This window comes from Paraburkholderia acidiphila, from assembly GCF_009789655.1.
Classification (GTDB): Bacteria; Pseudomonadota; Gammaproteobacteria; order Burkholderiales; family Burkholderiaceae; genus Paraburkholderia; species Paraburkholderia acidiphila.
The window spans coordinates 1,654,147-1,675,362 of the sequence record NZ_CP046909.1; the positions used below are offsets into that span (position 1 = coordinate 1,654,147).

The following is a 21,216-nucleotide window of genomic DNA, read 5'->3' on the forward strand; positions in this document are numbered from 1 at the left end:
TGCGCCGGGTCGGCTAGCCCGGCGCAGCGGTTTTTCCGCGTCCGCTTCCCGTATCAGCTTCCTTTGTAGAGCGGCTCCTGCCCTTGCGTCGGCGTGACAGTCGAGGCCGGCGACGGCGCGTTGCCCGTTGCCGGCGTCGCTTTCGCGGCCCCTTCACCCTTCTTGCCCTTGTCCGTCGCGGCAGCCGCGCTCGCCCCCGCGCCTGCGCTTCCCAGGTCGGGCAATGGCCGCGCGCGCATTTTCTGCCCCGGTGGCGGCGCCACGGGATGTTGACGCATCTGCGCGAACAGCGCGTCGCACGGCAGCGGCTTGTTGTTGCTCGGCGCGATGAGCGGAATCAGCGCGGCAAACGGGTTGATGAGCCCCAGTCCGATCATCGCGCCGCCACGCAGCGCGAGCGCCGTCGCATCCACGCCCACGTGCGGATTCTTGAAGGTGCCCTTCACATAGAGCGGCGAGCGCAGCGTGAATATGCGAAAGCCCTTCGTATGCGGATGGACCTTCATGTTCATCGATTCGTCGCGCAGGTCGATCGGGCCGTCGATGTTGATGACGGCGTCGTCGGTGTCGAGCGCGAACACGCGCGGATCGAGCACGCCGTCGGTGGCGACGAAGTCGGCCGCCGCGCAGTTGATGTTCACGTCGCGCGAGCCAAACAGCTTTTCGTAAACCACGTTCGCCACGTTCAGGCCCGCCGCCTCCATCAGCAACCGGCTGATCGTGCCCTGCGTGACGAGCAGCTTCACCTCGCCGTTCGAGGTCGCGGCGAGCGCCGCCGGCGAGTTGCCGGTCGCAGTGAGCGAAGCATCGCCGTTGATCTCGCCGAGCGCCGACTGCATCGTCTTGAAGTTCGGGAAGAGCTGCTTGAGCTTCAGGTGGCGCGCCTCCAGCGTGCCGCGCGCCTTGAGCGGCGCGCCGCTGCCGTCGAGTGAAACGCGCGTGCCGAGCGTGCCGCCCGCCACACCGAACTGCAGCGGATCGAGTGTAAGCACGCCGTTCGTCAGGACGATGTGCGTGTAGAGGTCCTGAACCGGCAAACTGCCCTGCTTGATGATGCGCCGGCCCGTGAACTTGACGTCGGCGTCGATGGCGCTCCAGCGGTCGGTGCGGAACGGCTCGACCGGGATCACGCGGTCGGCCGGCTGCTTGACGGTATCGCCGCGCTTTGCCTTGCTCGCCGAGCTGTCTGCGCCGATGATCGGCGCGAGGTCCGAGAACTTCAGCAGGTTCGAAACCAGTTCTCCTGTGAGGAGCGGTCGCGGCGTGCGCTGCTGGTAGACCACTGTGCCGTTCAGATCGCTGCCGCCCACGCGGCCCGTGAAGTTTTCATAGCGGAACACGCTCGCGCCGCGCTTGAAATTTCCCACGAAGTGGCCTTCCGTGGCATACGGCGGCGTTTCGGGCAGCGTCACGCCGGTCAGGTCGTACAGATGCGCCAGACTTTGGCCCTGCAGCCACAGGCGCACGTCGACGGCGGCCAGGTGCATCGGGTCGGTGAGCGTGCCGACCAGCGCGATGTGCAGGTCGCCCGCGCGCACGTCGGCCTGGATCGGGAACGGGCGCTTCGCGTTCTGCAGCGCGAGCACGCCGCCGAGTTTGCCCTCGCCCGACAGCGCGGTCTTGCCATACGTGCCCTTGATCGTCCAGCCGATCGCGTAGAACGGCTCGTCTGTGGGCGGCTGCGCGGGCGCGGCGTTCGAGCCCACGATTGCGCCGCTGGCGGCGCTGGCGCTGCTGGCGGCGAGCGGCTGCGAACCTGCCGCAGGCGTGCTCGTCGCGCCCGCTTCGGCCGCTTCGGCCGCTGCGTCCGCCTCGCCAGTGGTGCTGGCCGCGCTGGCGGCCGCCGCCTCCGACGCTTGCTGCTTATTCACCTGCTGCGTGAGCCGGTTCGCGCCCGCACGCCCTATGACCTGAGCGGAGCCCTGGCGCGATGCCGCTTCCTGCTCCTCCATCACCTTGCCGATCGGGATGCCGTGTCCGAGCAGGCTCACCGCGATCTTCACGTCGGTTTTCGTCTGCTGATCGCTCACGTCGATATTGCCGCTCGAGAACGCGATGTCGTGCAGTTCGAGCCGCCACGTCGACGGCCCGCTCGACGCGGGCAGCTTGAAGGTCCAGTTGTTGCGCCCGTCGGCAAGCCGCTCGACGTCGATGGACGGATTCACCAGATTGATCGCCGGAATCACGATGTCGTGTGCCAGAAGCGGCAACACGGCCACCTCGAAGTCGATTTCGTCGAGCGTGGCGAAGTGCGGGGACTTCGACCAGTCGGGATTGGCGACCTCGATCTGCGTGGCGGAAAAACGCGGCCACGGCACCCACGCGCGCCAGCCCGTTTCGCCGGGCGGCCTCTGCCAGCCCACCTTGAGATCGCCCTCGATCGCGAACGGCCGCCCGATGGCCTCGGTGACCTTTTCGTTGACGTAGGGTTTGGCGTGGTTCCAGTCGAACGTCAGGATGAAGACGACGAGCACCGCAATCAACACGACGACAACCGCCACGAGCCATGCGATGATCCTGGCGAGCGTACGGCCAAGGCTAAAGGGCTTGGGCTGCGGTGACGTCATGCGTACTCCACGTTATGCGTTGTTGTAGGCCTGCCATGTTGCAATACCGCAAGAGCAGTCAGCGTGCCCGGTTACATACTGTTTCGCACGACTCGACGTACCCGCTATGTTTGCAATCTTTCGATGCTCAAACACAATCCGACTCCCCCAATCCATGCCGATGGCGCGCCGCTCGTCGAGGCCAGCCAGATCGCCCGGCGCGACGCGCAACGCGGCCAGTGGCTGCTGCATCCTACCGATTTCGCGCTGCGGGCGGGCGAGCGCGCGGTGCTGACGGGCCCGTCCGGCTCCGGCAAGAGCGTGTTCCTGCGGGCACTCGCGCTGCTCGACCCGCTCGACGGCGGCGACGTGCGCTGGCATGGCAAACCGGTCACGCGCGCGCGCATTGTTCACTACCGGCGGCATATTGCGTACCTGCGGCAGCGGCCCGCGCTGCTGGACGGCAGCGTCGAGGACAACCTGCGCTACCCCTATACGCTGGCGGCCTACCGCGACGTGCGATTCGACGCGGCGCGCGCAAGCACCCTCTTCGCCGCCATCGGCCGGTCCAGCGACTTCCTCGGGCGCGACACCTCCGAGCTTTCGGGCGGCGAAGCGCAGATCGTGGCGCTCGTGCGGGTCCTCCAGCTCGATCCCGAAGCGCTCCTGCTCGACGAGCCGACTGCTTCTCTCGACCCCGAATCGGCGCGCGCCGTCGAGGCGCTGGTAGCCGGCTGGTTCGAGGAGGCGCGCACCGTGCGCGCCACGGTCTGGATTTCGCATGATCCCGCGCAGGCGCAGCGCGTAGGCGAGCGGCATTTGACGATGCGCGCCGGCGTGCTCGAAGAACCCGCCACGCGCGCGGCGTTCACCCAGGGAGCCGCGCAATGAGCCCCGGCGTGCTGCAGAACCTCGGCATTGGCGACGTCGCCATGGCGGCGCTGCTCGTGTTCGTCAACGGCGCGGTCTCCGTGCTGCTCAAGCTCGACCTCGAGCGCAAGCTGGCGTGGGCGGCGGTGCGCACCGTCGTGCAACTGCTCGCGATCGGTTACGTGCTCGGCTGGGTGTTCGCCTTCAACCGCTGGTACGTCGTGCTGCCGCTCATGGCGCTCATGACGCTGATCGCCGGCTTCGCCGGGGCGCAGCGCGGCGCACGCACCTATGGCGGGCAACGCGCGGACAGCATCGTGTCGATCTGGGTAAGCGCGTGGCTCGTGGCGGCGGTCGGGCTTTTCGTGGTGATCCGCATCCGGCCGTGGTACGAGCCGCAGTATGCGATTCCGATCCTCGGCATGATTCTCGGCAATACGCTCACGGGCGTATCGCTCGGCGTGGAGCGCATGATGCAGGAACTGACCGCGCGGCGCGACCGTGTGGAGAGCGCGCTCGCGCTCGGCGCGACACGCTGGGAGGCCGCGCAGGCGAGCGCCCGCGAAGCCGTGCGCGCCGGCATGATTCCGACGCTCAACCAGATGGCCGTGGTTGGCGTGGTGAGCCTGCCCGGCATGATGACGGGCCAGGTGCTCGCGGGGCAATCGCCGCTGCAAGCCGTGCGCTACCAGATCGTGATCATGTTCCTGATCGCGGCTTCGTCGGCGCTCGGCACGGTGGGCGCGGTGCTGCTCGCGTACCGGCGCCTCTTCTCGCCGGAACACCGCTTTCTCGTAGCACGCCTGATCGAGCGCAAGGCACGCGTTTAAGCGTGCGCGGCCGGCGTGCGCTACGTTTTGCGCGCTACACCGGCCAGCCCGCTCATGACACGCCTTAGCGCTGCGCCGAGATCGTGATCTGGGTGCCGTCGCTGAGCTTGAGCGTCTTCGCGGTGCCATTGGTGGGCATCGTGAGGTGCGCGACCTCGCTATGCGCAACCACTGCAGGACACGTGAGCGATGCGCCGTTGCTCGATACCGTCTGCGTGCCGTGCGGCGCCTGGGCGCGGAAGCTCACCTGCACGGTGGCCGTGCCGTTACTCGCGACGATTGGCGCGAGGCGCACCTGGGTCTGCCTGACCATCGCGCCGTTCGCGTCGAGCGGCAACGCGGCGTAGTCCGGGCAGCCTTGCGGCGTCGCGACCGCGCCGCCTGGCGGCGTGGTGCGCCACGTGAAGTCGTCGGTATCGCCCGAGCGCAGCGTGCGGGTCTCCTGAGCGTCGCCGAACGCCTTCGACGCCACCCGTACCGTGTAGCGGATCGGCCCGTCGGTTGCGGCCTTCGAGGTGACCGTAATCGGCGTGGCCGCGAGCGCGGGCAGCGCAATGACGCAGGAAACGGCGAGGACAAACTGGACGAGCGCCGCGCGGCGGCGGCGAGTATGGCGGGAGCTGCGGCAAGGCATGCGTCACCTCCTGGCGGGAACGGCCGCGCCCGTGGGCAATGGCGGCGTACGCAACGAACGCGGCAAGCCGCGAAAGGCCGGGTACGACGCACCGCTTGCGTGCGGCGGATGGTCGGTTACCAGTCTAGCGCGCTGCGCGCTGCCTTGCGCCGAGCGCATGCATCGAACGGACCAGGTTTTATCCTGCTTGTCATCGCGGGCAATTTGCTTGCCGTACGACCGCGCGCGGTCAAGCGACGGGCTTCATCCACATTGACGACCCGTTGTGCATACGCGGCGCGCAAAACGGCCTCGCGCTCACGGCGCCGCTACTTGCCGGCTGCTTCGAGACCCAGCGTCAGTTCCGCTGTCAGCTTCTGGCGCACGCGGCCATAGGCCGCCCAGGGATCGGCGTGCTCGATCTGGGTGAGCCGCGCGTCGATGGTCGCAAGCGTCCATTGCGCGCCACCCGTCGTCGACGCCAGTTCGTCCCAATCGATCGGCACGGACACGCCCATGCCCGGCCGCGCCCGCACGCCGTATGCGAGCGCCGTGCTCGCGCCGCGCGCATTGCGCAGATAGTCGATGAAGATCTTCTTCTTGCGGTGCTCGGGGCCCATGGTCGCCGTGATCTGCGTGGGCCAGACCGCGGCCAGATGCTGGGCAACCGCGCGAGCGAACGCCTTCGCATCCTCCCAGCCCGCGGCCGGCGTGAGCGGCACGACAATGTGCAGCCCCCTGCCGCCGCTCGTTTTGCAAAACGATTCGAGCTTGAGTTCCGCAAGCAATGCGCGCGTGGATTGCGCCACCTCGATCACGCGATCCCAGCCCAGCGCCGGATCGGGGTCGAGGTCGAAGAGAACCCGATCGGGCCGCTCGATGTCGTGAACGCTGGCGTTCCAGGTGTGCAACTCGATGACGTCCATCTGCGCAGCGCTGACCAGCGCGCGCGCCGTATCGATCGTCAGCAGCGGCGGATGGCCCGGGTCGAGCCCTTCGTGTTCGGTGAGTTCGGGCAGCGGCGCACGTGCGCTGTGGCGTTGAAAGAACATTTCGCCGCTCAAGCCGCGCGGTGCGCGCACGAGCGATACGGGGCGATCGCGCAGATGAGGCAGGATCCAGGGCGCCGCGCGCTCGTAGTAGCGCACGAGTTCGAGTTTGTGCGTGCCGCTGTCCGCATCGATGACGCGCCTCGTACTCGTGATGCGTATACCGTCGATTTCGGTTTCGGCCGCGTCGTCGCGCCGGCGCCGGGTGGTTCGAGGCAAGCGGTGCACGGACGCGGCAGGCGTGGCCGGCGCGGCGGCGTCCGATGTCCTGGCCCGCTCGCCGCGCGGCGTTCGGGCAGATGTCCTGGATGGGGCGTTGCGGGCGTCCTGCATACCGGTTCCCCTGGCGCCTTGGCGCACATGACGCGTCGCGCGACGCGAGTCGCGACACGTTCGGTTGACGGCACGCGGCGGCCGCCCCCCGTCGGACCGCCGCACGTGCTTTCATTGTGCCTCGAATGGGCGCTTTCGTCGCCGCAAGGTGACCGCAAGCGTGCGCGATAAACGGGGCAGCATCCGCCGGGAGCAGAAACGCGACGAAAGTGGCACGCGACCGCAGCGATCGGCGGGAAGTTACAATGACGGGCTTTGTCGCGTATTGCAGGGCGCCACTCAGGCGCTTGCGCGCGCGGCTGCGCCCTTTTCCATCGATTCCATCCGATCAATCCGACGACGCCGTGCGTCGGCTTTGCCCGTCCTGCCATGAACCTCGTCATCCAGAGTCCCGCCCCGCTCGACACCGTCCATCACAAGCCGCTCCTCGGCCTCGCCCGCGGCAGCCGCCTCACGCCGATCGACGCTCACGCGCTGCGCATCGAGCACGCCGAGCCGGCCCAGCGCGCCGATCTCGAGGTCTACTGCGGCACACACCAGCTCGACTACGCGTTCGTCGAAGCAGGCCGCACGCTGGCCGATTTCGGCCTCGTGGCGATGGACATGGACTCGACGCTCATCACGATCGAATGCATCGACGAAATCGCGGACTTCTGCGGCCTGAAGGCCGAGGTGGCGGCGATTACCGAAGCCTCGATGCGCGGCGAGATCAAGGACTTCAACGAAAGCCTCACGCGCCGCGTGGCGCTCCTCAAGGGGCTCGACGCAAGCGCGCTGGAACGCGTGTATGAGGAACGCCTGCAGCTTTCGCCGGGTGCCGAAAAGATGCTCGCGGGCGCGAAAGCCGCGGGCCTGAAAACGCTGCTCGTTTCCGGCGGCTTCACGTTCTTCACCGAGCGCCTGAAGGCGCGCCTCGGGCTCGACTACACGCGCGCGAACACGCTCGAAATCGTCGACGGCAAGCTCACGGGCCGCGTGATTGGCGAGATCGTCAACGCCGATGTGAAGGCACGCACGCTCGCCGAAACCTGTGCGCAGATCGGCATCGAGCCAGGCCGCGCCATCGCGATGGGCGACGGCTCGAACGACCTCAAGATGATGGGCGTGGCGGGTTTGTCGGTTGCGTTCCGCGCGAAGCCGGTGGTGCGCGAGGCTGCGAGCGTCGCGTTCAACTTCGTCGGGCTCGACGGCTTGCTGCGTCTGTTCTGATCCGGCTTTCGCGGCGCCTGGATAAGCCAACGGCCGCTCGTGTCCTCGTGGACGCGAGCGGCCGTTGTTGTTTCGCGCGGATTATTCAGGCGTGCTTGCTTTTTCTGCAAGCCTTGCGAGCGCGCGCTCGATATCAGCGCGCAGATCGGCCTCTTCTTCGAGACCGATGTAGAAGCGCACCAGCGTGCCGCGATGCGGCCAGCTCGCCGCCGTGCGCATCGAACCGACGTCGTACGGCATCGCGAGACTATGTGCCCCGCCCCAGCTCCAGCCCAACGCGAAGAGCTCGAGCGACTCGCAGAACGTGTCGATCTGCGCCGCACTGTAGCGCTCGTCGAACACGACCGAGAAAAGGCCGCCCGCGCCCGTGAAGTCGCGCTTGTAGAACTCGTGGCCCGGGCAGTCTTCGAACGCCGGGTGCAGCATCGCCGCGATTTCGGAGCGCGTCTTGAGCCAGCGTGCGAGCGCGAGCGCGGTGCGGTCGTGCGCCTCGAAACGCGCCTTCATGCTCGGCAGCGCACGCAGCACGAGCGAGCAATCGTCGACTGAGACACCGATGCCAAGCCGCATGCGCGCGGCCTTGAGCTTGAGATAAAGATCGCGGTCGGCGGTGATGGTCGCACCCATCAGCACGTCGCTGCCACCCGACTGATACTTGGTGAGCGCCTGCACCGAAATGTCGATGCCGTGCTCGAACGGCTTGAAGGCGAGGCCTGCCGACCACGTGTTGTCGATGGCCGTCACCACGTTGCGCGCCCGCGCCGCCGCGGTAATCGCGCGCACGTCGGGCACTTCCATCGTCACCGAACCCGGCGCTTCCAGCCAGATCAGCTTCGTGTTCGGCTGGATCAGTTCGGCGATGCCCGCACCGATCATCGGATCGTAATAGCGCACCGTGAGGCCGAAATCACGTGCGAGCCAGTCGCCATGATCGCGGTTCGGCGAATAGACGTTGTCGGGGATCAGCACGTCGTCGCCCGACTTCAGCAGTCCGAAGTAGACGTTCGAGATGGCCGAGAGGCCCGAGGGTTGCAGCAGCGCATGCGTGCCGCCTTCGATCTCGGCGATGCGCTTTTGCAGCATGGCCGAAGTGGGCGTGGCGTGCAGGCCGTAACGCCATTGCGCGTCGTTGCGCCAGTCGAGAGCGCGCACCGAAGCGAGGTCGGGAAACACCACGGTCGAAGCCCGCGTGACCGGCGCGGCAAACGATTCGAAGCCGGGCGTGAGGTCGTCTTGCGGGTGGATGATGCGCGTCTGCAACGCGCGGCTGGAGTCGGATTGGGTCATGTCGGTGCGAATTCGGTTGAGGCGCGAGGACGTTGCGGCGCGTGGCTTGCGCGAGTGGCGCGCACAACGCCGCAAAGCGAAGAGTAACACCCGTAGCGGCGCTTATTGCCCGATGACGAGATTGCTCACGCCGCTCACGGCATGAACGCCGTTTGGCGTCGATGCGGGCGTCGCTGCGGGTGCGCTCGCCGCGCCGGTCGAAACGGCCGGAGCCGCGCCCCCCGCCGCGATCGGCTTCAGGTCGAAGGGGACCGGGTGAGAGTCGTCCGGATCCATACGGTCGCCCGAAAGCGAGCCGTCTTCGGCGAACGTGCCCACCCAGTTGCCGGTGATATGCGTGCCGTCGTTCGAGTCCTCGGCTTCGAGCGTGGCGTCCGCGCGGTCGCCGGCGATCAGGTTCACTTCGCCCGTATCCGTGAACTGATATTCGCCATGCACGCCGGTCGGGTCGTCGTCGCCGGCTTTCGCGCCAAGGCGCATGACGATCTGACGCGTGCCGAGGGTGCCGACGTATTGCGGCAGCTTCGCGAACTCGGGGTTCGGCTTGAGCGTGGATTTGACCGGCGGCGGCGCGGCTGCATCCTGCGCACGCGCCGCGAACGGCAACGCCAGGACCATGGCCGCCGCCGCGGCGGCAACGATCCAGCCGCGCGCCTTGATGGCGCTGCCCCGTCGGACGGCCGTTTGCAGCGGCCGCTGTGCCTGCGTGTTTACTTCCATCTGAATCCTTCCTTCACTTGCACAGCTGGCGGGGCGCGGCGCGTATCAGATGCGCTCGAAGATGGCCGCAATACCCTGGCCGCCGCCGATGCACATCGTCACGAGCGCGTAGCGCCCCCCGATCCGCTGCAGTTCATAAAGCGCCTTCACGGTAATGAGCGCGCCGGTCGCGCCGATCGGGTGACCGAGCGAGATGCCTGAACCGTTCGGATTGACCTTGGCCGGGTCGAGCCCGAGTTCCTGCGAAACGGCGCAGGCCTGCGCCGCGAAGGCCTCGTTGGCCTCGATCACGTCGAGGTCGCTGACCTTGAGGCCGGCGCGCTCGAGTGCCTTCTGCGTGGCCGGCACCGGGCCGATGCCCATGTACGCCGGATCGACGCCCGCATGCGCGTACGAGACGAGGCGCGCGAGCGGCTTCACGCCGCGCGCACGCGCGGCGTCGGCGCTCATCAGCAGCACGGCGGCCGCCGCGTCGTTGATGCCCGACGCGTTGCCCGCTGTGACCGTGCCGTTCTCTTTCGCGAACACCGGCTTGAGCTTCGAGAAGTCCTCAAGCGTCGCGCCGTGGCGCACGTGCTCGTCGGCGTCGAACAGCACTTCGCCCTTCTTCGACTTGATCGAGACGGGCAGGATCTGATCCTTGAAGCGGCCTTCGGCGAGCGCGCGTTCCGCACGGCGGTGCGATTCGAGCGCAAGCGCATCCTGCGCCTCGCGCGTGATACCGAACTTCTTCGCGACGTTTTCCGCCGTCACGCCCATGTGGATCGTCTGGAACGGGTCGTGCAGCGCGCCGATCATCATGTCGACGAGTTGCGTGTCGCCCATGCGCTGGCCAAAGCGCGCGGCCGGCATCGAATATGGCGCGCGGCTCATGTTTTCCGCGCCGCCGCCGATCGCGATGTCGGCGTCGCCGAGCAGAATGGTTTGCGCCGCCGACACGATCGCCTGCAGGCCCGAGCCGCACAGGCGGTTCACGGTCAGCGCCGGCGCGTGCTGCGCGACGCCGCCGTTGATTGCGGCCACGCGCGCGAGGTACATGTCCTTGGGCTCGGTGTGCACGACATTGCCGAACACCACGTGGCCGACTGCGTCGCCTTCCACGTTCGCGCGCGAAAGCACTTCACGCACCACGCGTGCGCCGAGATCCGTCGGAGAGAAGTCCTTCAGGCTGCCGCCGAAGTCGCCGATTGCCGTGCGCACACCGCTTGCCACCACTACTTCGCGTTCCATAGTCTCGCTCCTTGATTTGCTGATTGGATGAATCTTGTTATTGGTGCGTTATTGGCGCGTTTCGCCCGGAGGCCGATCGGCGAGCAGGCGCTCGACGTCCTCGCGATACGGGATGGGAGCCACAGCGCCAAATCCCAGAGTCGAAAGCGCGGCGGCCGCATTGGCATAGCGCGCAGCCGCGAACGGATCGTCGCCGGCCGCGAGGCGTGCGACGAATGCGCCGCCAAAACAGTCGCCCGCGCCCGTGGCGTCGACGGCTGCGACCACGTGGCCCGGCACGACGCGCCGTTCGTCCGGCGTCGCGACGTAGGCGCCGTCCTTGCCCAGCTTCAGCGCAACCACGCGAGCACCGCGCGCGAGCAGGTAATCGACGATCGCGTCGCGGTCTTCGAGACCCGTGAGCACCGCCACGTCGTCCCAGCTAGGCAGGCAGATATCGGTGAGGCGCAGCACCTCGTTCATCACGGCACGCGCCCGCGCAAGCGGCCACAGTTTCAGACGGAGATTGGTGTCGAAGCTCACGCGTACGCCGTTGGCGCGCGCGTGCTCGACGGCGGCGAGCGCCGCGTCGCAGGCGCTGTCGCTGATCGCCACGCTGATGCCGGAAAGATGCAGCACGCGCGCAGCCGCAATGGCGTCGAGCGGCAGATCGCGCGGCGTGTAACGGCTGGCGGCCGACCCTTTACGCAGATAGTCGAAGGCATGGCCGTTCGGGCCATGCGAGACGAAGTAGACGCCGGTGGGCGCCGTAGCGTCCACGCGCACCGTCGACGTATCGACGCCTTCGCGCGCCCACAGGTCGGTCAGGAGGCGTCCGAAATGATCGTCGCCGACGGCCGAGACGAAACCCGTGCGCGCGCCCTGGCGAGCCGCCGCGATGGCGAAGTTCGACGTGTCGCCGCCAAAGCCTTGTAAATACTCGGGGCGGTCTTTCGACGCCTGGTTGAACTCGACCATGGCCTCGCCATAAGCGAGGACTTGCGGGGCGACGCTCGTCATGCCGGTCAGACCTCACCCCACAGATCGTGGCCGTCCGCGCCGGTGATCTTCACCGAAACGAAGTCGCCGACCTTGTAGCGCTTCGACGCCTTGGTCGCGGGCGCGACATAGACCACGCCGTCGATCTCGGGCGCATCCGCCGCGGTGCGGCCAATGCCGCCGTCGACGTTGATCTCGTCGATCAGCACCTTGAGCGTCTTGCCGACCTTGCGCTGAATACGCTTGGCCGAGACCTCCTCCGCCACTTCCATGAAGCGCGCGCGGCGCGCCTCGCGCACCTCGTCGGGCAGCGCGCCGTCGAGTTCGTTCGCCGTTGCGCCTTCAACCGGCGAATAAGCGAAACAGCCCACGCGGTCGAGTTCGGCCTCGCGAATAAAGTCGAGCAGCGTTTCGAATTGCTCTTCCGTTTCGCCAGGGAAGCCCGCAATAAACGTGCTGCGGATCGTGAGATCGGGGCACATCTCGCGCCAGGCCTTCACGCGCTCCATGACCTTTTCCGCGTTCGCGGGGCGCTTCATGCGCTTGAGGACTTCAGGATGCGCGTGCTGGAACGGCACGTCGAGGTACGGCAGCACGTGGCCCTTGAACGGACCTTCGGCCATCATCGGAATGACTTCGTCCACGCTCGGATACGGATAGACGTAGTGCAGGCGCACCCAGGCGCCGTATTGCGCAGCCAGTTCGCCGAGCGCGGCAACGAGGTCGGTCATGCGCGTCTTGATCGGCTTGCCGTTCCAGAAACCGGTGCGGTACTTCACGTCCACGCCGTAAGCGCTCGTGTCCTGCGAGATCACGAGCAGTTCCTTCACGCCGGACTTGAAGAGGTTTTCCGCTTCGAGCATGACCTCGGCGACCGGTCGCGACACGAGGTCGCCGCGCATCGACGGGATGATGCAGAACGTGCAGCGGTGATTGCAGCCTTCGGAGATCTTCAGGTAGGCGTAGTGGCGCGGCGTGAGCTTGATGCCGGCGGCCGGCACGAGATCGACGAACGGATCGTGCGGCTTGGGCAGGTGGCTGTGCACGGCCTGCATGACCTCGCCCACCGCGTGCGGGCCGGTCACGGCGAGCACCTTAGGATGCACTTCTTCGATCAGGTTCGAGCCGCTCGCGCTCGCCTTCTTGCCGAGACACCCGGTCACGATCACCTTGCCGTTCTCGGAAAGCGCTTCGCCGATGGCGTCGAGGCTCTCCTGCACCGCTTCGTCGATGAAGCCGCACGTGTTGACGACGACGAGGTCCGCGCCGTCGTAAGACCCCGAGATTTCGTAACCCTCGGCGCGCAGTTGGGTAATGATCTGCTCGGAGTCGACAAGCGCCTTCGGGCACCCGAGGGAAACCATCCCGACGCGCGGAGCAGGATTGCGGGAGGTCGTTGATTCAACAGGGTTTTTCACGTGTACATCCAGATGTGGGGCGCAGGGCATTCGTTGCGCCGCGCGAGGGTCAAGCCAATCTGCCATTTTACCCGTTTGGCGTATCGTGCGGCGCAGCATGGTGGTGCGCGCCCGCAAGCGCCGGGGTCGGAGGGAATATGGACAGGATCAAGCTTCGTTCAGCTATCGCTCGCCTGTCAGCCGTGCATCGGGATAATTTTCGCCCGATGCGCACGGCGCACGATCAAGCCCATCCTTTTACCGGCTGCGCGGAGAGCGAGAATATGAAAAAGACAACGGACCCGTTTCAGGCCGATTCGCCGAAACCGGTGCGCCCGATGAAAGCCGGAGCGGCGCGTGGTGCGCGCGGCAAACCCACTGCCGCCGCGCTCGCGCGTGCCAGTGCCGGACTTTCGCAAAGCGCCTTCGCGGTGCTCCTGGGCGTTTCTGCACGTACGCTGCAGGACTGGGAACAAGGCCGGCGCCAGCCGACCGGCGCCGCACAAACCCTGTTGCGCGTGGCCGTGGCGCACCCTGAAGCCTTGCGCGCGCTGCAAAGCGCCTGAAGAGGCGTCCCCGCAAGGCGTCGCGCTCGAGAGACAACGCGTCGCCACGGCGCGCCGCGCCTTGCCAGCGCGCGCCACCCGCCGTGTGCGCCGCGCCGCTTACTTCTTCTCTTGCTCGCCGTCCTCGGGCGCGCCCTGTGCCGGCGCCGCCGCGCCGCCCGGCGTCACGGGCTTGAACGGGAAGCTGCTGAACATGTTCTTGGCCTGGTTCTGCATCTGCTCCTGCATCTGCACGAACATGTTCTTCGACTGCTCGATATAGCTCGTCATCATGCCCTGCATCATCGGCGCCTGCATGTTCATGAACTGCGACCAGACCTCGGGGTTCATCGCGTTGCCTTCGTAAAGGCTCTTCGACTGATCCGCGAGCTTGTTCTGGATGTCGATGAACGCCTGGATGTTCTTTTCCAGGTAGGTGCCCATCATGCCCTGCATCGCATGGCCATAGAAACGGATGATTTGCGACAGCATCGACGACGAGAACATCGGCAGACCGCCGCTTTCCTCTTCGAGAATGATCTGCAGCAGAATGCTGCGCGTCAGATCCTCGTTGGTCTTCGCGTCGATGACCTTGAACTCTTCCTGCTCCAGCACGAGTTGCTTCACGTCCGTCAACGTGATGTACGTGCTCGTCTCCGTGTCGTACAGCCGACGATTCGGATACTTCTTGATGAGACGTTCGGCGGTTTTCTTTGTAGTCGTCATGTGTCGCCCTTGTTAGCGCCAACGCGCGGCGGCCGTTGCCGTCGCGCGTTGGTCTAGCCCGGAAACGGCCTGCCCCGGTGAGCAAACAGGCCCGCTGCCGTCCTCGATCCCAGCTTCGCGCGCGCCCTGCAGGCGCGCTACGCTCGGGATCAGCCCATGTGCAACCCGCCATTCAGCGAGAAGTCAGCACCGGTTGCAAAGCCTGACTCGTCGGACGCGAGCCACGCCACAATCGACGCGATTTCCTCGGGCGCGCCGAGGCGGCGCACGGGAATCGTCGCGACGATCTTTTCCAGCACGTCGGGACGGATGGATTTCACCATGTCCGTGCCGATATAGCCCGGCGAAACGGTGTTGACCGTCACGCCCTTGGTCGCTACTTCCTGAGCCAACGCCATCGTGAAGCCGTGAATGCCAGCCTTGGCCGTCGAATAGTTGGTCTGGCCGAACTGACCCTTCTGGCCATTCACCGACGAGATATTGATGATGCGGCCCCAGCCGCGCTCGACCATGCCGTCGATCACCTGCTTCGTCACGTTGAAGAGGCTCGTGAGATTGGTGTCGATCACGGCCGTCCAGTCTTCGCGCGTCATCTTGCGGAACACCACGTCGCGCGTGATGCCGGCGTTGTTCACGAGCACGTCGATTTCGCCGACCTCGGCCTTGATCTTGTCGAACGCCTGACGCGTCGAATCCCAATCGCCCACGTTGCCTTCCGACGCGATGAAGTCGAAACCGAGCGCCTTCTGATCTTCCAGCCACTTCACGCGGCGCGGCGAATGCGGGCCGCAGCCGGCGATCACCGTGAAGCCTTGCTTCGCGAGGCGCTGGCAAATGCCGGTTCCGATGCCGCCCATCCCGCCCGTTACATACGCAATACGCTCTGACATAAACCACACTCCATTATCGTTTTCCTGGCGCGTCCTTCGACGGCCCTGGCCTCGCTCCTTCCCGCTGCCACCACCCGCGCCGCGCGTTGCTCGCGGCGCCAGGGCGCACTGCTTCGGCTAACAGCGCGCCCCGGCGGTCGCATCAAGCGCAATCAAGCGCGCTCGAGTGCGAGCGCCACGCCCATGCCGCCGCCGATGCACAGCGAGGCGAGGCCGCGCTTGGCGTCGCGCTTCTGCATTTCGTGCAGCAGCGTCACGAGAATCCGGCAGCCCGACGCGCCGATCGGGTGACCGATCGCAATCGCCCCGCCGTTCACGTTGATCTTCGACGTGTCCCAGCCCATCTGCTTGTTCACGGCCAGCGCCTGCGCCGCGAACGCCTCGTTGATCTCCATCAGATCGAGGTCGTTCACCGACCAGCCCGCGCGCTCCAGCGCACGCTTCGATGCCGGCACCGGACCCATGCCCATGATCTTCGGATCCACGCCGCCGCTGGCGTACGCCTTGATGCGCGCGAGCGGCGTCAGGCCCAGCGCCTCGGCCTTCTTCGCCGACATCACCACGACCGCTGCCGCGCCGTCGTTGAGGCCCGAGGCGTTCGCCGCCGTCACCGTGCCTTCCTTGTTGAACGCCGGCTTCAGACCCGCGAGCGATTCGGCCGTCACGCCGTGGCGCACGAATTCGTCGGTCGCGAACTGCAGCGGCTCGCCCTTGCGCTGCGGAATCGCCACCGGCACGATTTCCGCGTCGAAGCGGCCCGCCTTCTGCGCGGCCTCCGCCTTGTTCTGCGAGAGCGCCGCGAACGCGTCCTGTTCCTCGCGCGTGATGCCGTATTCCTTCGCGACGTTTTCCGCCGTCACGCCCATGTGGTACTGGTTGTACACGTCCCACAGGCCGTCGACGATCATGCTGTCGATGAGCTTCGCATCGCCCATGCGGAAGCCGTCGCGCGAGCCCGGCAGCACGTGCGGCGCGGCGCTCATGTTCTCCTGGCCGCCGGCCACGACGATGTCCGAGTCGCCCGCGATGATCGCGTTCGCGGCCAGCATCACGGCCTTCAGGCCCGAGCCGCACACCTTGTTGATCGTCATGGCGGGAACGGCCGTGGGCAGGCCCGCCTTGATCGATGCCTGGCGCGCCACGTTCTGGCCCGACCCGGCGGTCAGCACCTGACCCATGATCACGTCGCTCACCTGCTCAGGCTTCACGCCTGCGCGCTCGAGCGCGGCCTTGATGACGATCGCGCCCAGGTCAGGCGCCGCCACCTTCGCGAGCGAACCGCCGAATTTGCCCACTGCCGTACGTGCGGCCGAAACGATCACAATGTCAGTCATTTCCAGATCCTCCGGGCGGCTTGAAGGCGCGCCATGCGCCTCGCCCGTCAAGTTGTTAATCCGAATTCCGCAGCAAACGTATCGAGCGCTTGAATCGCTTCAATCGCTTCAATCGCGCTGCTGCACATAACGCCCCGGCGCCGGCTCGATCTCGGGGAATTCCGCCGAACCGGCTTGCGCACGCGGCTTCACCTTCTTGCCGCCGTACTGGTCGAGCCATTCGGCCCAGGTCGGCCACCAGCTGCCGGGTTTCTCCTCGGCGGCGGCCATCCACTCGTCGGCCTCTTCCGGCAGATGCTTTGCGTCGGCCTCGATGCTCCAGAAGCTGCGCTTGTTCTTCGACGCCGGGTTGATTACGCCCGCAATATGGCCCGACGCGCCAAGCACGAATTTCAGCGGACCGGACAGCAGCGGCACCGACGCGTAAGCCGTGCGCCAAGGCACGATGTGGTCCTCGCGCGAGCCGTAGATGAAGGTCGGCACGTCGACGCGCGACAGATCCACCTCTTCGCCGCACACCGTTAGCGCGCCGGGCTCACGCAGCTTGTTTTCCAGGTACGTATTGCGCAGGTACCACGCGTACATCGGCCCCGGCAGGCTCGTCGAGTCGCTGTTCCAGAACAGCAGGTCGAACGGCGCGGGCGTACGGCCCTTCAGGTAATTGTCGACGACGTAGTTCCAGACCAGATCGTTGGGCCGCAGGAACGAGAACGTGTTGGCGAACTCGACGCCGCGCATGAGGCCCGGCGTACCGCCATTCTTGCCGCCGATGGTCTGCTCGCGCATCTGCACGTGGGCTTCGTCGACGAACACGTCGAGCACGCCCGTGTCGCCGAAGTCGAGCATCGCGGTGAGCAGCGTCATGGACGCAGCCGGATGTTCGCCGCGCGCCGCCGCGACAGCCAGTGCCGTGGCGAGCAGCGTGCCGCCCACGCAGAAGCCGAGCGTGTTGATCTGCTCACGTTCGCTGATGCTGCGCGTCGTCTCGATGGCCGTGAGCACACCCTCTTCGATGTAGTCGTCCCAGGAGCGGTCCGCGATCGACGCGTCGCCGTTGTGCCACGAGACGAGGAACACCTGCTGCCCCTGCTCCAACGCATACGCGACGAGCGAGTTCTCGGGCTGCAGGTCGAGGATGTAGTACTTGTTGATGCACGGCGGCACGATCAGCAGCGGCCGCTCGCGCACGGTGGCCGTGCGCGGCTTGTACTGGATCAGCTGGAAGAGCGCGTTCTCGAACACGACCGAGCCTTCGGTGGTCGCGAGATTACGGCCCACCACGAAGCGCGATTCGTCGGTTTGCGAGATCTTGCCGCGCGACATGTCGCCGAGCAAATTCATGACACCCTGGCGCAGGCTCTCGCCGTGAGTCTCGAGCAAGGCGCTTTGCGCGTCGGGATTCAGCGCGAGGAAGTTACTGGGCGAGGCCGCCGCGGTCCACTGCTGCACGGCGAAGCGAATGCGCTCGCGCGTTTTCGGATCGGTATCGATCGCGTCGACGAGTTCATGCAGGTAGCGCGCGTTGAGCAGATACCACGCCGCCGTGAACGCATACGCGGGCGTGGCCTTCCAGGCGTCGGAGCTAAAGCGACGGTCCTTGAGTTCGGGCGCTTTGGGCGTGGTGTCGGTGGCCTGGCGCAGCAAGTCGAGCGCGTCGCGCGAATAGTCCGCTTGCAGATGCTGCAGCCGCGTGGGTTCGATCGACGCCGTGGGAAGCTTGAAACCTTCGAACGGGTTCGCACCGCTGAACGGATTGCCTGCGGCAAACGGATTTCCCGCAGCGAAGGGGTTGCCTGCGGCGAAGGGGTTGCCAGCAGCGAAGGGATTCCCTGCGGCGAACGGATTCCCTGCGGCGAACGGATTGCCCGCAGCAAAAGGATTGCCCGATGCGCCATTGCCCGCCGGCGGCCACCAGTTGGCCGCAAGTCCCGCGAAGGGAGCTTGCTGCGCCGCGCCGCCCGTTTGCTGCGCAGCATTCAGGGCGGTCTGCCAGGCGTTCGTCCACGCGTCGAGATATTGCTGCATGCCGGCTGCGTCGGGGGCGAAAGGCGGATTGCCGCGCGCTGCACCATCAGTTGGAGCGCCCGAGCCCGGGGCAGTCTTGGAACGTTGAGATGCCGTCATGCCTGCTTTTGACCGATGTGTCCCGAAGGACTGGTTGAGAGGCAGGTGGTACGCATACGGACGCCGTTGCGGCGCTCGTCACGACCTGTCCCGTGGGTGAAGGACATTCTTGCTCCCCATTGCAAAGCGTGTCAATGCTTGTGCCCGATTTTGCCGCGCTGCGATATTTTTTTAATTATCGTTTTCCCGATGTAATCAATTGTTTAACCGTCTCGACACATCGTTGTGCGGTCTGGCGCACAAAAATCCGCCGTGGCGGCAAGCGCTTGCAGTGCAATGCGACAAATGGGGAACCGATGCGCCGTGGGTGGCGCACAGCGCTCTGCGGGAATAGCTGCAGCGCAGCAAAAATCGCCCGGCTCGCGACGCGCCGCCGCGTTGCATCACGGCGGGGCGTCGCGGCAAAGTCAGGGATGGAGCCAGATCAGCGCGGCCATGCGGCCGGTCACGCGATCGCGCCGGTACGAGTAGAAGCGCTCGCGCAGCGTGACCGTGCACATGTCGCCGCCGCTCACGTGGCGCACGCCGAGCGTCTCGAGCCGCAACCGCGCCAGTGCAGCGAGATTCGCGAGGTATTTGCCGCTGGCCTCCGGGCGCGCGACGAAGGCCGCCGCCGTGGCCGCGCGGTGCGCATCGCGTCGTGCGGTATCGACGTGCTCCACATGGGTCATGAACGCGTCACGCACGTCTGCCCCAACCTCGAAGGCCGTGGGCCCGATCGCGGGACCGAGATACGCGTGGAGGTCGGAAGTCGCACAGCCCGCGAGCGCAGCGACGCGCTCTGCCGTGCGCTCGATAACGCCCGCGGCCAGCCCGCGCCAGCCTGCGTGCGCGGCGCCCACGGCGCGTCCCTCGCCATCGCACAGCAGGACGGGCATGCAGTCGGCCACCATCACCGTACAGGCGATACCGGGCTCGGCGGTCACGCTCGCATCGGCTTCGAGCGGAGCGCCCGTGTGCGCGGCTTCGAGCGCGTGCGCGGCGTCGACCACGACGGGACCGTGGATCTGCTTGAGCCACGCGGCGGGTACGCCCGCATGCGTGAGCAGCCGTTCGCGGTTCGCCTCGACGTGCGCGAGATCGTCGCCGGAGCCGCGGCCCAGGTTCAGGCCGCCGGGGAGATCGATGCCCTCGCCGTCCTGTGCACTTTGCCAACGCCCGAACGGCGGCTCACTCACCCCGCCGTTACGCGTGGTGAGCAGCGCGCGCACGCGCGGCGAAACCTGCCAGTCGGGATGCAGCACATCGTCGGATGTCAGTTCCGGGCAGGTCGTCATGCGTGCTTGTCCTCGTCTTGCGGATCGTCTTCTTCGTCGTCCTCGTAATCGTCTTCTTCACTGCCGATCACGTAGCCTTCGTCGGTGTAGGCGCTGTCGAAAATGTCATCATCGAAGCCGACTTCGTCATCGTCTTCCTTGCCGCCGAAGCCGAGCGCCTCGATCAGCGCGTCCAGGTCGTCGGGCACTTCGGCGCGCCATTGCATCGAACGGCCCGTGACCGGATGAACGAGACCGAGGCGCCAGGCGTGCAGCGCCTGTCGGGCAAAACCGTCGGGCAGCGCCGCGACCGAGCGCTTGCCGCGCGCGTGACCATACACGGGATCGCCCAGCAAAGGATGGCCGATATGCGCGCAGTGCACGCGAATCTGGTGTGTGCGCCCCGTTTCCAGATCGCAATGAATGGCGCTAATGGGCTGGTTGTGCCACAGCGTCTTGTCGATACGCCGGAAATGCGTGCGCGCGGGCTTGCCCGAAGCCCCCTTCATCACCGCCATGCGCGTGCGCTCGCGCGGGTCGCGGCCGATCGGCGCGTCGATGGTGCCTTCGTCAGCCATGTTGCCCCACACGAGCGCGAGGTAGCGGCGCTTGACCGTGCGTGCCTGCAACTGGCGCACGAGGTCGGTTTGCGCCTGAAGTGTGCGCGCGACGACCATCAGTCCGGACGTTTCCTTGTCGAGCCGATGGACGATACCGGCGCGCGGCAGCCCCGCCGCCGCTTCGCCATAGCGATGCAGGAGGCCGTTCAGAAGCGTGCCGCTCCAGTTGCCGGCCGCCGGATGCACGACGAGCCCGGCGGGCTTGTTGATGACGACGATGGCGTCGTCTTCATAAACGATGTCGAGCGGCACCGGCTCGGGCGTGAACGCAAGCTGCTCGGGCAAGAGATCCGGCACGAGTTCGATGATCGCGCCGAGCGGCACCGGCTGGCGCACCTTGGCCGGCTTGCCGTCCACGCGCACGCGCTGCTCCTCGATCCAGCCCTGCAAACGGCTGCGTGAAAATTCCGGAAATACTTTGGCAAGCACCTTGTCGAGGCGCTCGCCTGCGAGCTCATCAGGCACCTGAATCGTGCGCGGGGCCTCGTCGCCGCGCGCACGCAGGGCGCCACCGGCCCCCTCGCCTGCGAGCTCCTCATCGAACGCCTCACTGGCGGCTGCGTCATTGGGCGCATCGCCCAGGCTATAATCGCTGATGCTGTTTTGGGCGCCGGGAGCGCCGGCCCCCGGAATAACTGTACGGGTCATTGAGTCTGGGT

General features: G+C 66.5%; 18 protein-coding genes. 4 read left to right on the plus strand and 14 right to left on the minus strand.

The genetic code is table 11. From position 1 onward, the window contains the following. Positions 1-53: 53 nt before the first annotated feature. On the minus strand, positions 54-2,567 hold the full coding sequence (locus FAZ97_RS07370; protein ID WP_158757850.1) for an AsmA family protein: 2,514 nt from the start codon (positions 2,565-2,567) through the stop codon (positions 54-56). Positions 2,568-2,690: 123 nt separating this feature from the next. Here FAZ97_RS07370 and FAZ97_RS07375 point away from each other — a divergent pair, with 123 nt between their 5' ends. Further along, positions 2,691-3,437, plus strand: coding sequence for an ABC transporter ATP-binding protein (locus tag FAZ97_RS07375; RefSeq protein ID WP_158757851.1), 747 nt, complete (start codon positions 2,691-2,693; stop codon positions 3,435-3,437). Further along, positions 3,434-4,246, plus strand: a complete 813-nt coding sequence (locus tag FAZ97_RS07380; RefSeq protein ID WP_158757852.1) for an ABC transporter permease — start codon at positions 3,434-3,436, stop codon at positions 4,244-4,246. The genes FAZ97_RS07375 and FAZ97_RS07380 overlap by 4 nt, the downstream gene beginning before the upstream one ends. Positions 4,247-4,310: 64 nt before the next feature. Here FAZ97_RS07380 and FAZ97_RS07385 read toward each other — a convergent pair whose 3' ends face one another. Next, a complete protein-coding gene (locus FAZ97_RS07385; protein WP_158757853.1) occupies positions 4,311-4,880 on the minus strand; it encodes a DUF6013 family protein in 570 nt (189 codons plus the stop codon). 308 nt (positions 4,881-5,188) lie between these two features. After that, positions 5,189-6,127, minus strand: a complete 939-nt coding sequence (ligD, locus tag FAZ97_RS07390; RefSeq protein WP_233271541.1) for a non-homologous end-joining DNA ligase — start codon at positions 6,125-6,127, stop codon at positions 5,189-5,191. A 483-nt stretch (positions 6,128-6,610) separates the two neighbouring features. On the opposite strand from ligD, the gene serB reads away from it, so the two are divergent. Next, complete coding sequence (serB, locus tag FAZ97_RS07395) at positions 6,611-7,450, plus strand: phosphoserine phosphatase SerB (RefSeq protein ID WP_158757855.1); 840 nt, start codon at positions 6,611-6,613, stop codon at positions 7,448-7,450. Between the two features lie 81 nt (positions 7,451-7,531). Here serB and FAZ97_RS07400 read toward each other — a convergent pair whose 3' ends face one another. The 5 genes from FAZ97_RS07400 to rimO form a co-directional block, all read right to left on the minus strand. After that, positions 7,532-8,737, minus strand: coding sequence for a cystathionine beta-lyase (locus FAZ97_RS07400; protein WP_158757856.1), 1,206 nt, complete (start codon positions 8,735-8,737; stop codon positions 7,532-7,534). 102 nt (positions 8,738-8,839) lie between these two features. Continuing rightward, the gene (locus FAZ97_RS07405; protein ID WP_158757857.1) at positions 8,840-9,457 is read right to left on the minus strand and encodes a hypothetical protein; all 618 of its coding nucleotides are present in this window, start codon (positions 9,455-9,457) and stop codon (positions 8,840-8,842) included. Between the two features lie 45 nt (positions 9,458-9,502). Then, a complete protein-coding gene (gene bktB, locus FAZ97_RS07410) occupies positions 9,503-10,687 on the minus strand; it encodes a beta-ketothiolase BktB (protein ID WP_158757858.1) in 1,185 nt (394 codons plus the stop codon). Between the two features lie 48 nt (positions 10,688-10,735). After that, a complete protein-coding gene (locus tag FAZ97_RS07415) occupies positions 10,736-11,686 on the minus strand; it encodes a sugar kinase (RefSeq protein ID WP_158757859.1) in 951 nt (316 codons plus the stop codon). A gap of 5 nt (positions 11,687-11,691) precedes the next feature. Then, the gene (rimO, locus tag FAZ97_RS07420) at positions 11,692-13,029 is read right to left on the minus strand and encodes a 30S ribosomal protein S12 methylthiotransferase RimO (protein WP_199272041.1); all 1,338 of its coding nucleotides are present in this window, start codon (positions 13,027-13,029) and stop codon (positions 11,692-11,694) included. Between the two features lie 317 nt (positions 13,030-13,346). Here rimO and FAZ97_RS07425 point away from each other — a divergent pair, with 317 nt between their 5' ends. After that, entirely contained in the window at positions 13,347-13,628 is a 282-nt protein-coding gene (locus FAZ97_RS07425; RefSeq protein WP_158757861.1) for a helix-turn-helix domain-containing protein, read from the plus strand. A gap of 99 nt (positions 13,629-13,727) precedes the next feature. Here the strand turns inward: FAZ97_RS07425 and phaR are convergent, their stop codons facing one another. The 6 genes from phaR to FAZ97_RS07455 all read right to left on the minus strand — a co-directional run bounded on the left by phaR (position 13,728) and on the right by FAZ97_RS07455 (position 21,205). After that, entirely contained in the window at positions 13,728-14,333 is a 606-nt protein-coding gene (gene phaR / locus FAZ97_RS07430; protein WP_158757862.1) for a polyhydroxyalkanoate synthesis repressor PhaR, read from the minus strand. A 149-nt stretch (positions 14,334-14,482) separates the two neighbouring features. Beyond that, on the minus strand, positions 14,483-15,223 hold the full coding sequence (locus FAZ97_RS07435) for a 3-ketoacyl-ACP reductase (protein WP_158757863.1): 741 nt from the start codon (positions 15,221-15,223) through the stop codon (positions 14,483-14,485). A 152-nt stretch (positions 15,224-15,375) separates the two neighbouring features. Beyond that, a complete protein-coding gene (locus FAZ97_RS07440) occupies positions 15,376-16,557 on the minus strand; it encodes an acetyl-CoA C-acetyltransferase (RefSeq protein WP_158757864.1) in 1,182 nt (393 codons plus the stop codon). A 108-nt stretch (positions 16,558-16,665) separates the two neighbouring features. Beyond that, positions 16,666-18,681, minus strand: a complete 2,016-nt coding sequence (gene phaC, locus FAZ97_RS07445; RefSeq protein WP_407671748.1) for a class I poly(R)-hydroxyalkanoic acid synthase — start codon at positions 18,679-18,681, stop codon at positions 16,666-16,668. Positions 18,682-19,088: 407 nt separating this feature from the next. Next, positions 19,089-19,958 (minus strand): peptidoglycan editing factor PgeF, encoded by an 870-nt coding sequence (gene pgeF, locus FAZ97_RS07450; RefSeq protein ID WP_158757866.1) that lies wholly within the window; start codon positions 19,956-19,958, stop codon positions 19,089-19,091. Beyond that, positions 19,955-21,205 carry an RluA family pseudouridine synthase gene (locus tag FAZ97_RS07455; protein WP_158757867.1) on the minus strand — a complete coding sequence of 417 codons (1,251 nt, stop codon included), beginning with the start codon at positions 21,203-21,205 and terminating at the stop codon, positions 19,955-19,957. The genes pgeF and FAZ97_RS07455 overlap by 4 nt, the downstream gene beginning before the upstream one ends. Positions 21,206-21,216: the final 11 nt, after the last annotated feature.

Excerpts from the sequence above, each read along its gene's own strand:
- FAZ97_RS07370 (WP_158757850.1), bottom strand. The coding sequence starts at position 2,567 with ATGACGTCACCGCAGCCCAAGCCCTTTAGCCTTGGCCGTACGCTCGCC.
- FAZ97_RS07375 (WP_158757851.1), top strand. The coding sequence starts at position 2,691 with ATGCTCAAACACAATCCGACTCCCCCAATCCATGCCGATGGCGCGCCG.
- FAZ97_RS07380 (WP_158757852.1), top strand. The coding sequence starts at position 3,434 with ATGAGCCCCGGCGTGCTGCAGAACCTCGGCATTGGCGACGTCGCCATG.
- FAZ97_RS07385 (WP_158757853.1), bottom strand. The coding sequence starts at position 4,880 with ATGCCTTGCCGCAGCTCCCGCCATACTCGCCGCCGCCGCGCGGCGCTC.
- serB (WP_158757855.1), top strand. The coding sequence starts at position 6,611 with ATGAACCTCGTCATCCAGAGTCCCGCCCCGCTCGACACCGTCCATCAC.
- FAZ97_RS07400 (WP_158757856.1), bottom strand. The coding sequence starts at position 8,737 with ATGACCCAATCCGACTCCAGCCGCGCGTTGCAGACGCGCATCATCCAC.
- FAZ97_RS07405 (WP_158757857.1), bottom strand. The coding sequence starts at position 9,457 with ATGGAAGTAAACACGCAGGCACAGCGGCCGCTGCAAACGGCCGTCCGA.
- bktB (WP_158757858.1), bottom strand. The coding sequence starts at position 10,687 with ATGGAACGCGAAGTAGTGGTGGCAAGCGGTGTGCGCACGGCAATCGGC.
- FAZ97_RS07415 (WP_158757859.1), bottom strand. The coding sequence starts at position 11,686 with ATGACGAGCGTCGCCCCGCAAGTCCTCGCTTATGGCGAGGCCATGGTC.
- rimO (WP_199272041.1), bottom strand. The coding sequence starts at position 13,029 with ATGGTTTCCCTCGGGTGCCCGAAGGCGCTTGTCGACTCCGAGCAGATC.
- FAZ97_RS07425 (WP_158757861.1), top strand. The coding sequence starts at position 13,347 with ATGAAAAAGACAACGGACCCGTTTCAGGCCGATTCGCCGAAACCGGTG.
- phaR (WP_158757862.1), bottom strand. The coding sequence starts at position 14,333 with ATGACGACTACAAAGAAAACCGCCGAACGTCTCATCAAGAAGTATCCG.
- FAZ97_RS07435 (WP_158757863.1), bottom strand. The coding sequence starts at position 15,223 with ATGTCAGAGCGTATTGCGTATGTAACGGGCGGGATGGGCGGCATCGGA.
- FAZ97_RS07440 (WP_158757864.1), bottom strand. The coding sequence starts at position 16,557 with ATGACTGACATTGTGATCGTTTCGGCCGCACGTACGGCAGTGGGCAAA.
- phaC (WP_407671748.1), bottom strand. The coding sequence starts at position 18,681 with ATGACGGCATCTCAACGTTCCAAGACTGCCCCGGGCTCGGGCGCTCCA.
- pgeF (WP_158757866.1), bottom strand. The coding sequence starts at position 19,958 with ATGACGACCTGCCCGGAACTGACATCCGACGATGTGCTGCATCCCGAC.
- FAZ97_RS07455 (WP_158757867.1), bottom strand. The coding sequence starts at position 21,205 with ATGACCCGTACAGTTATTCCGGGGGCCGGCGCTCCCGGCGCCCAAAAC.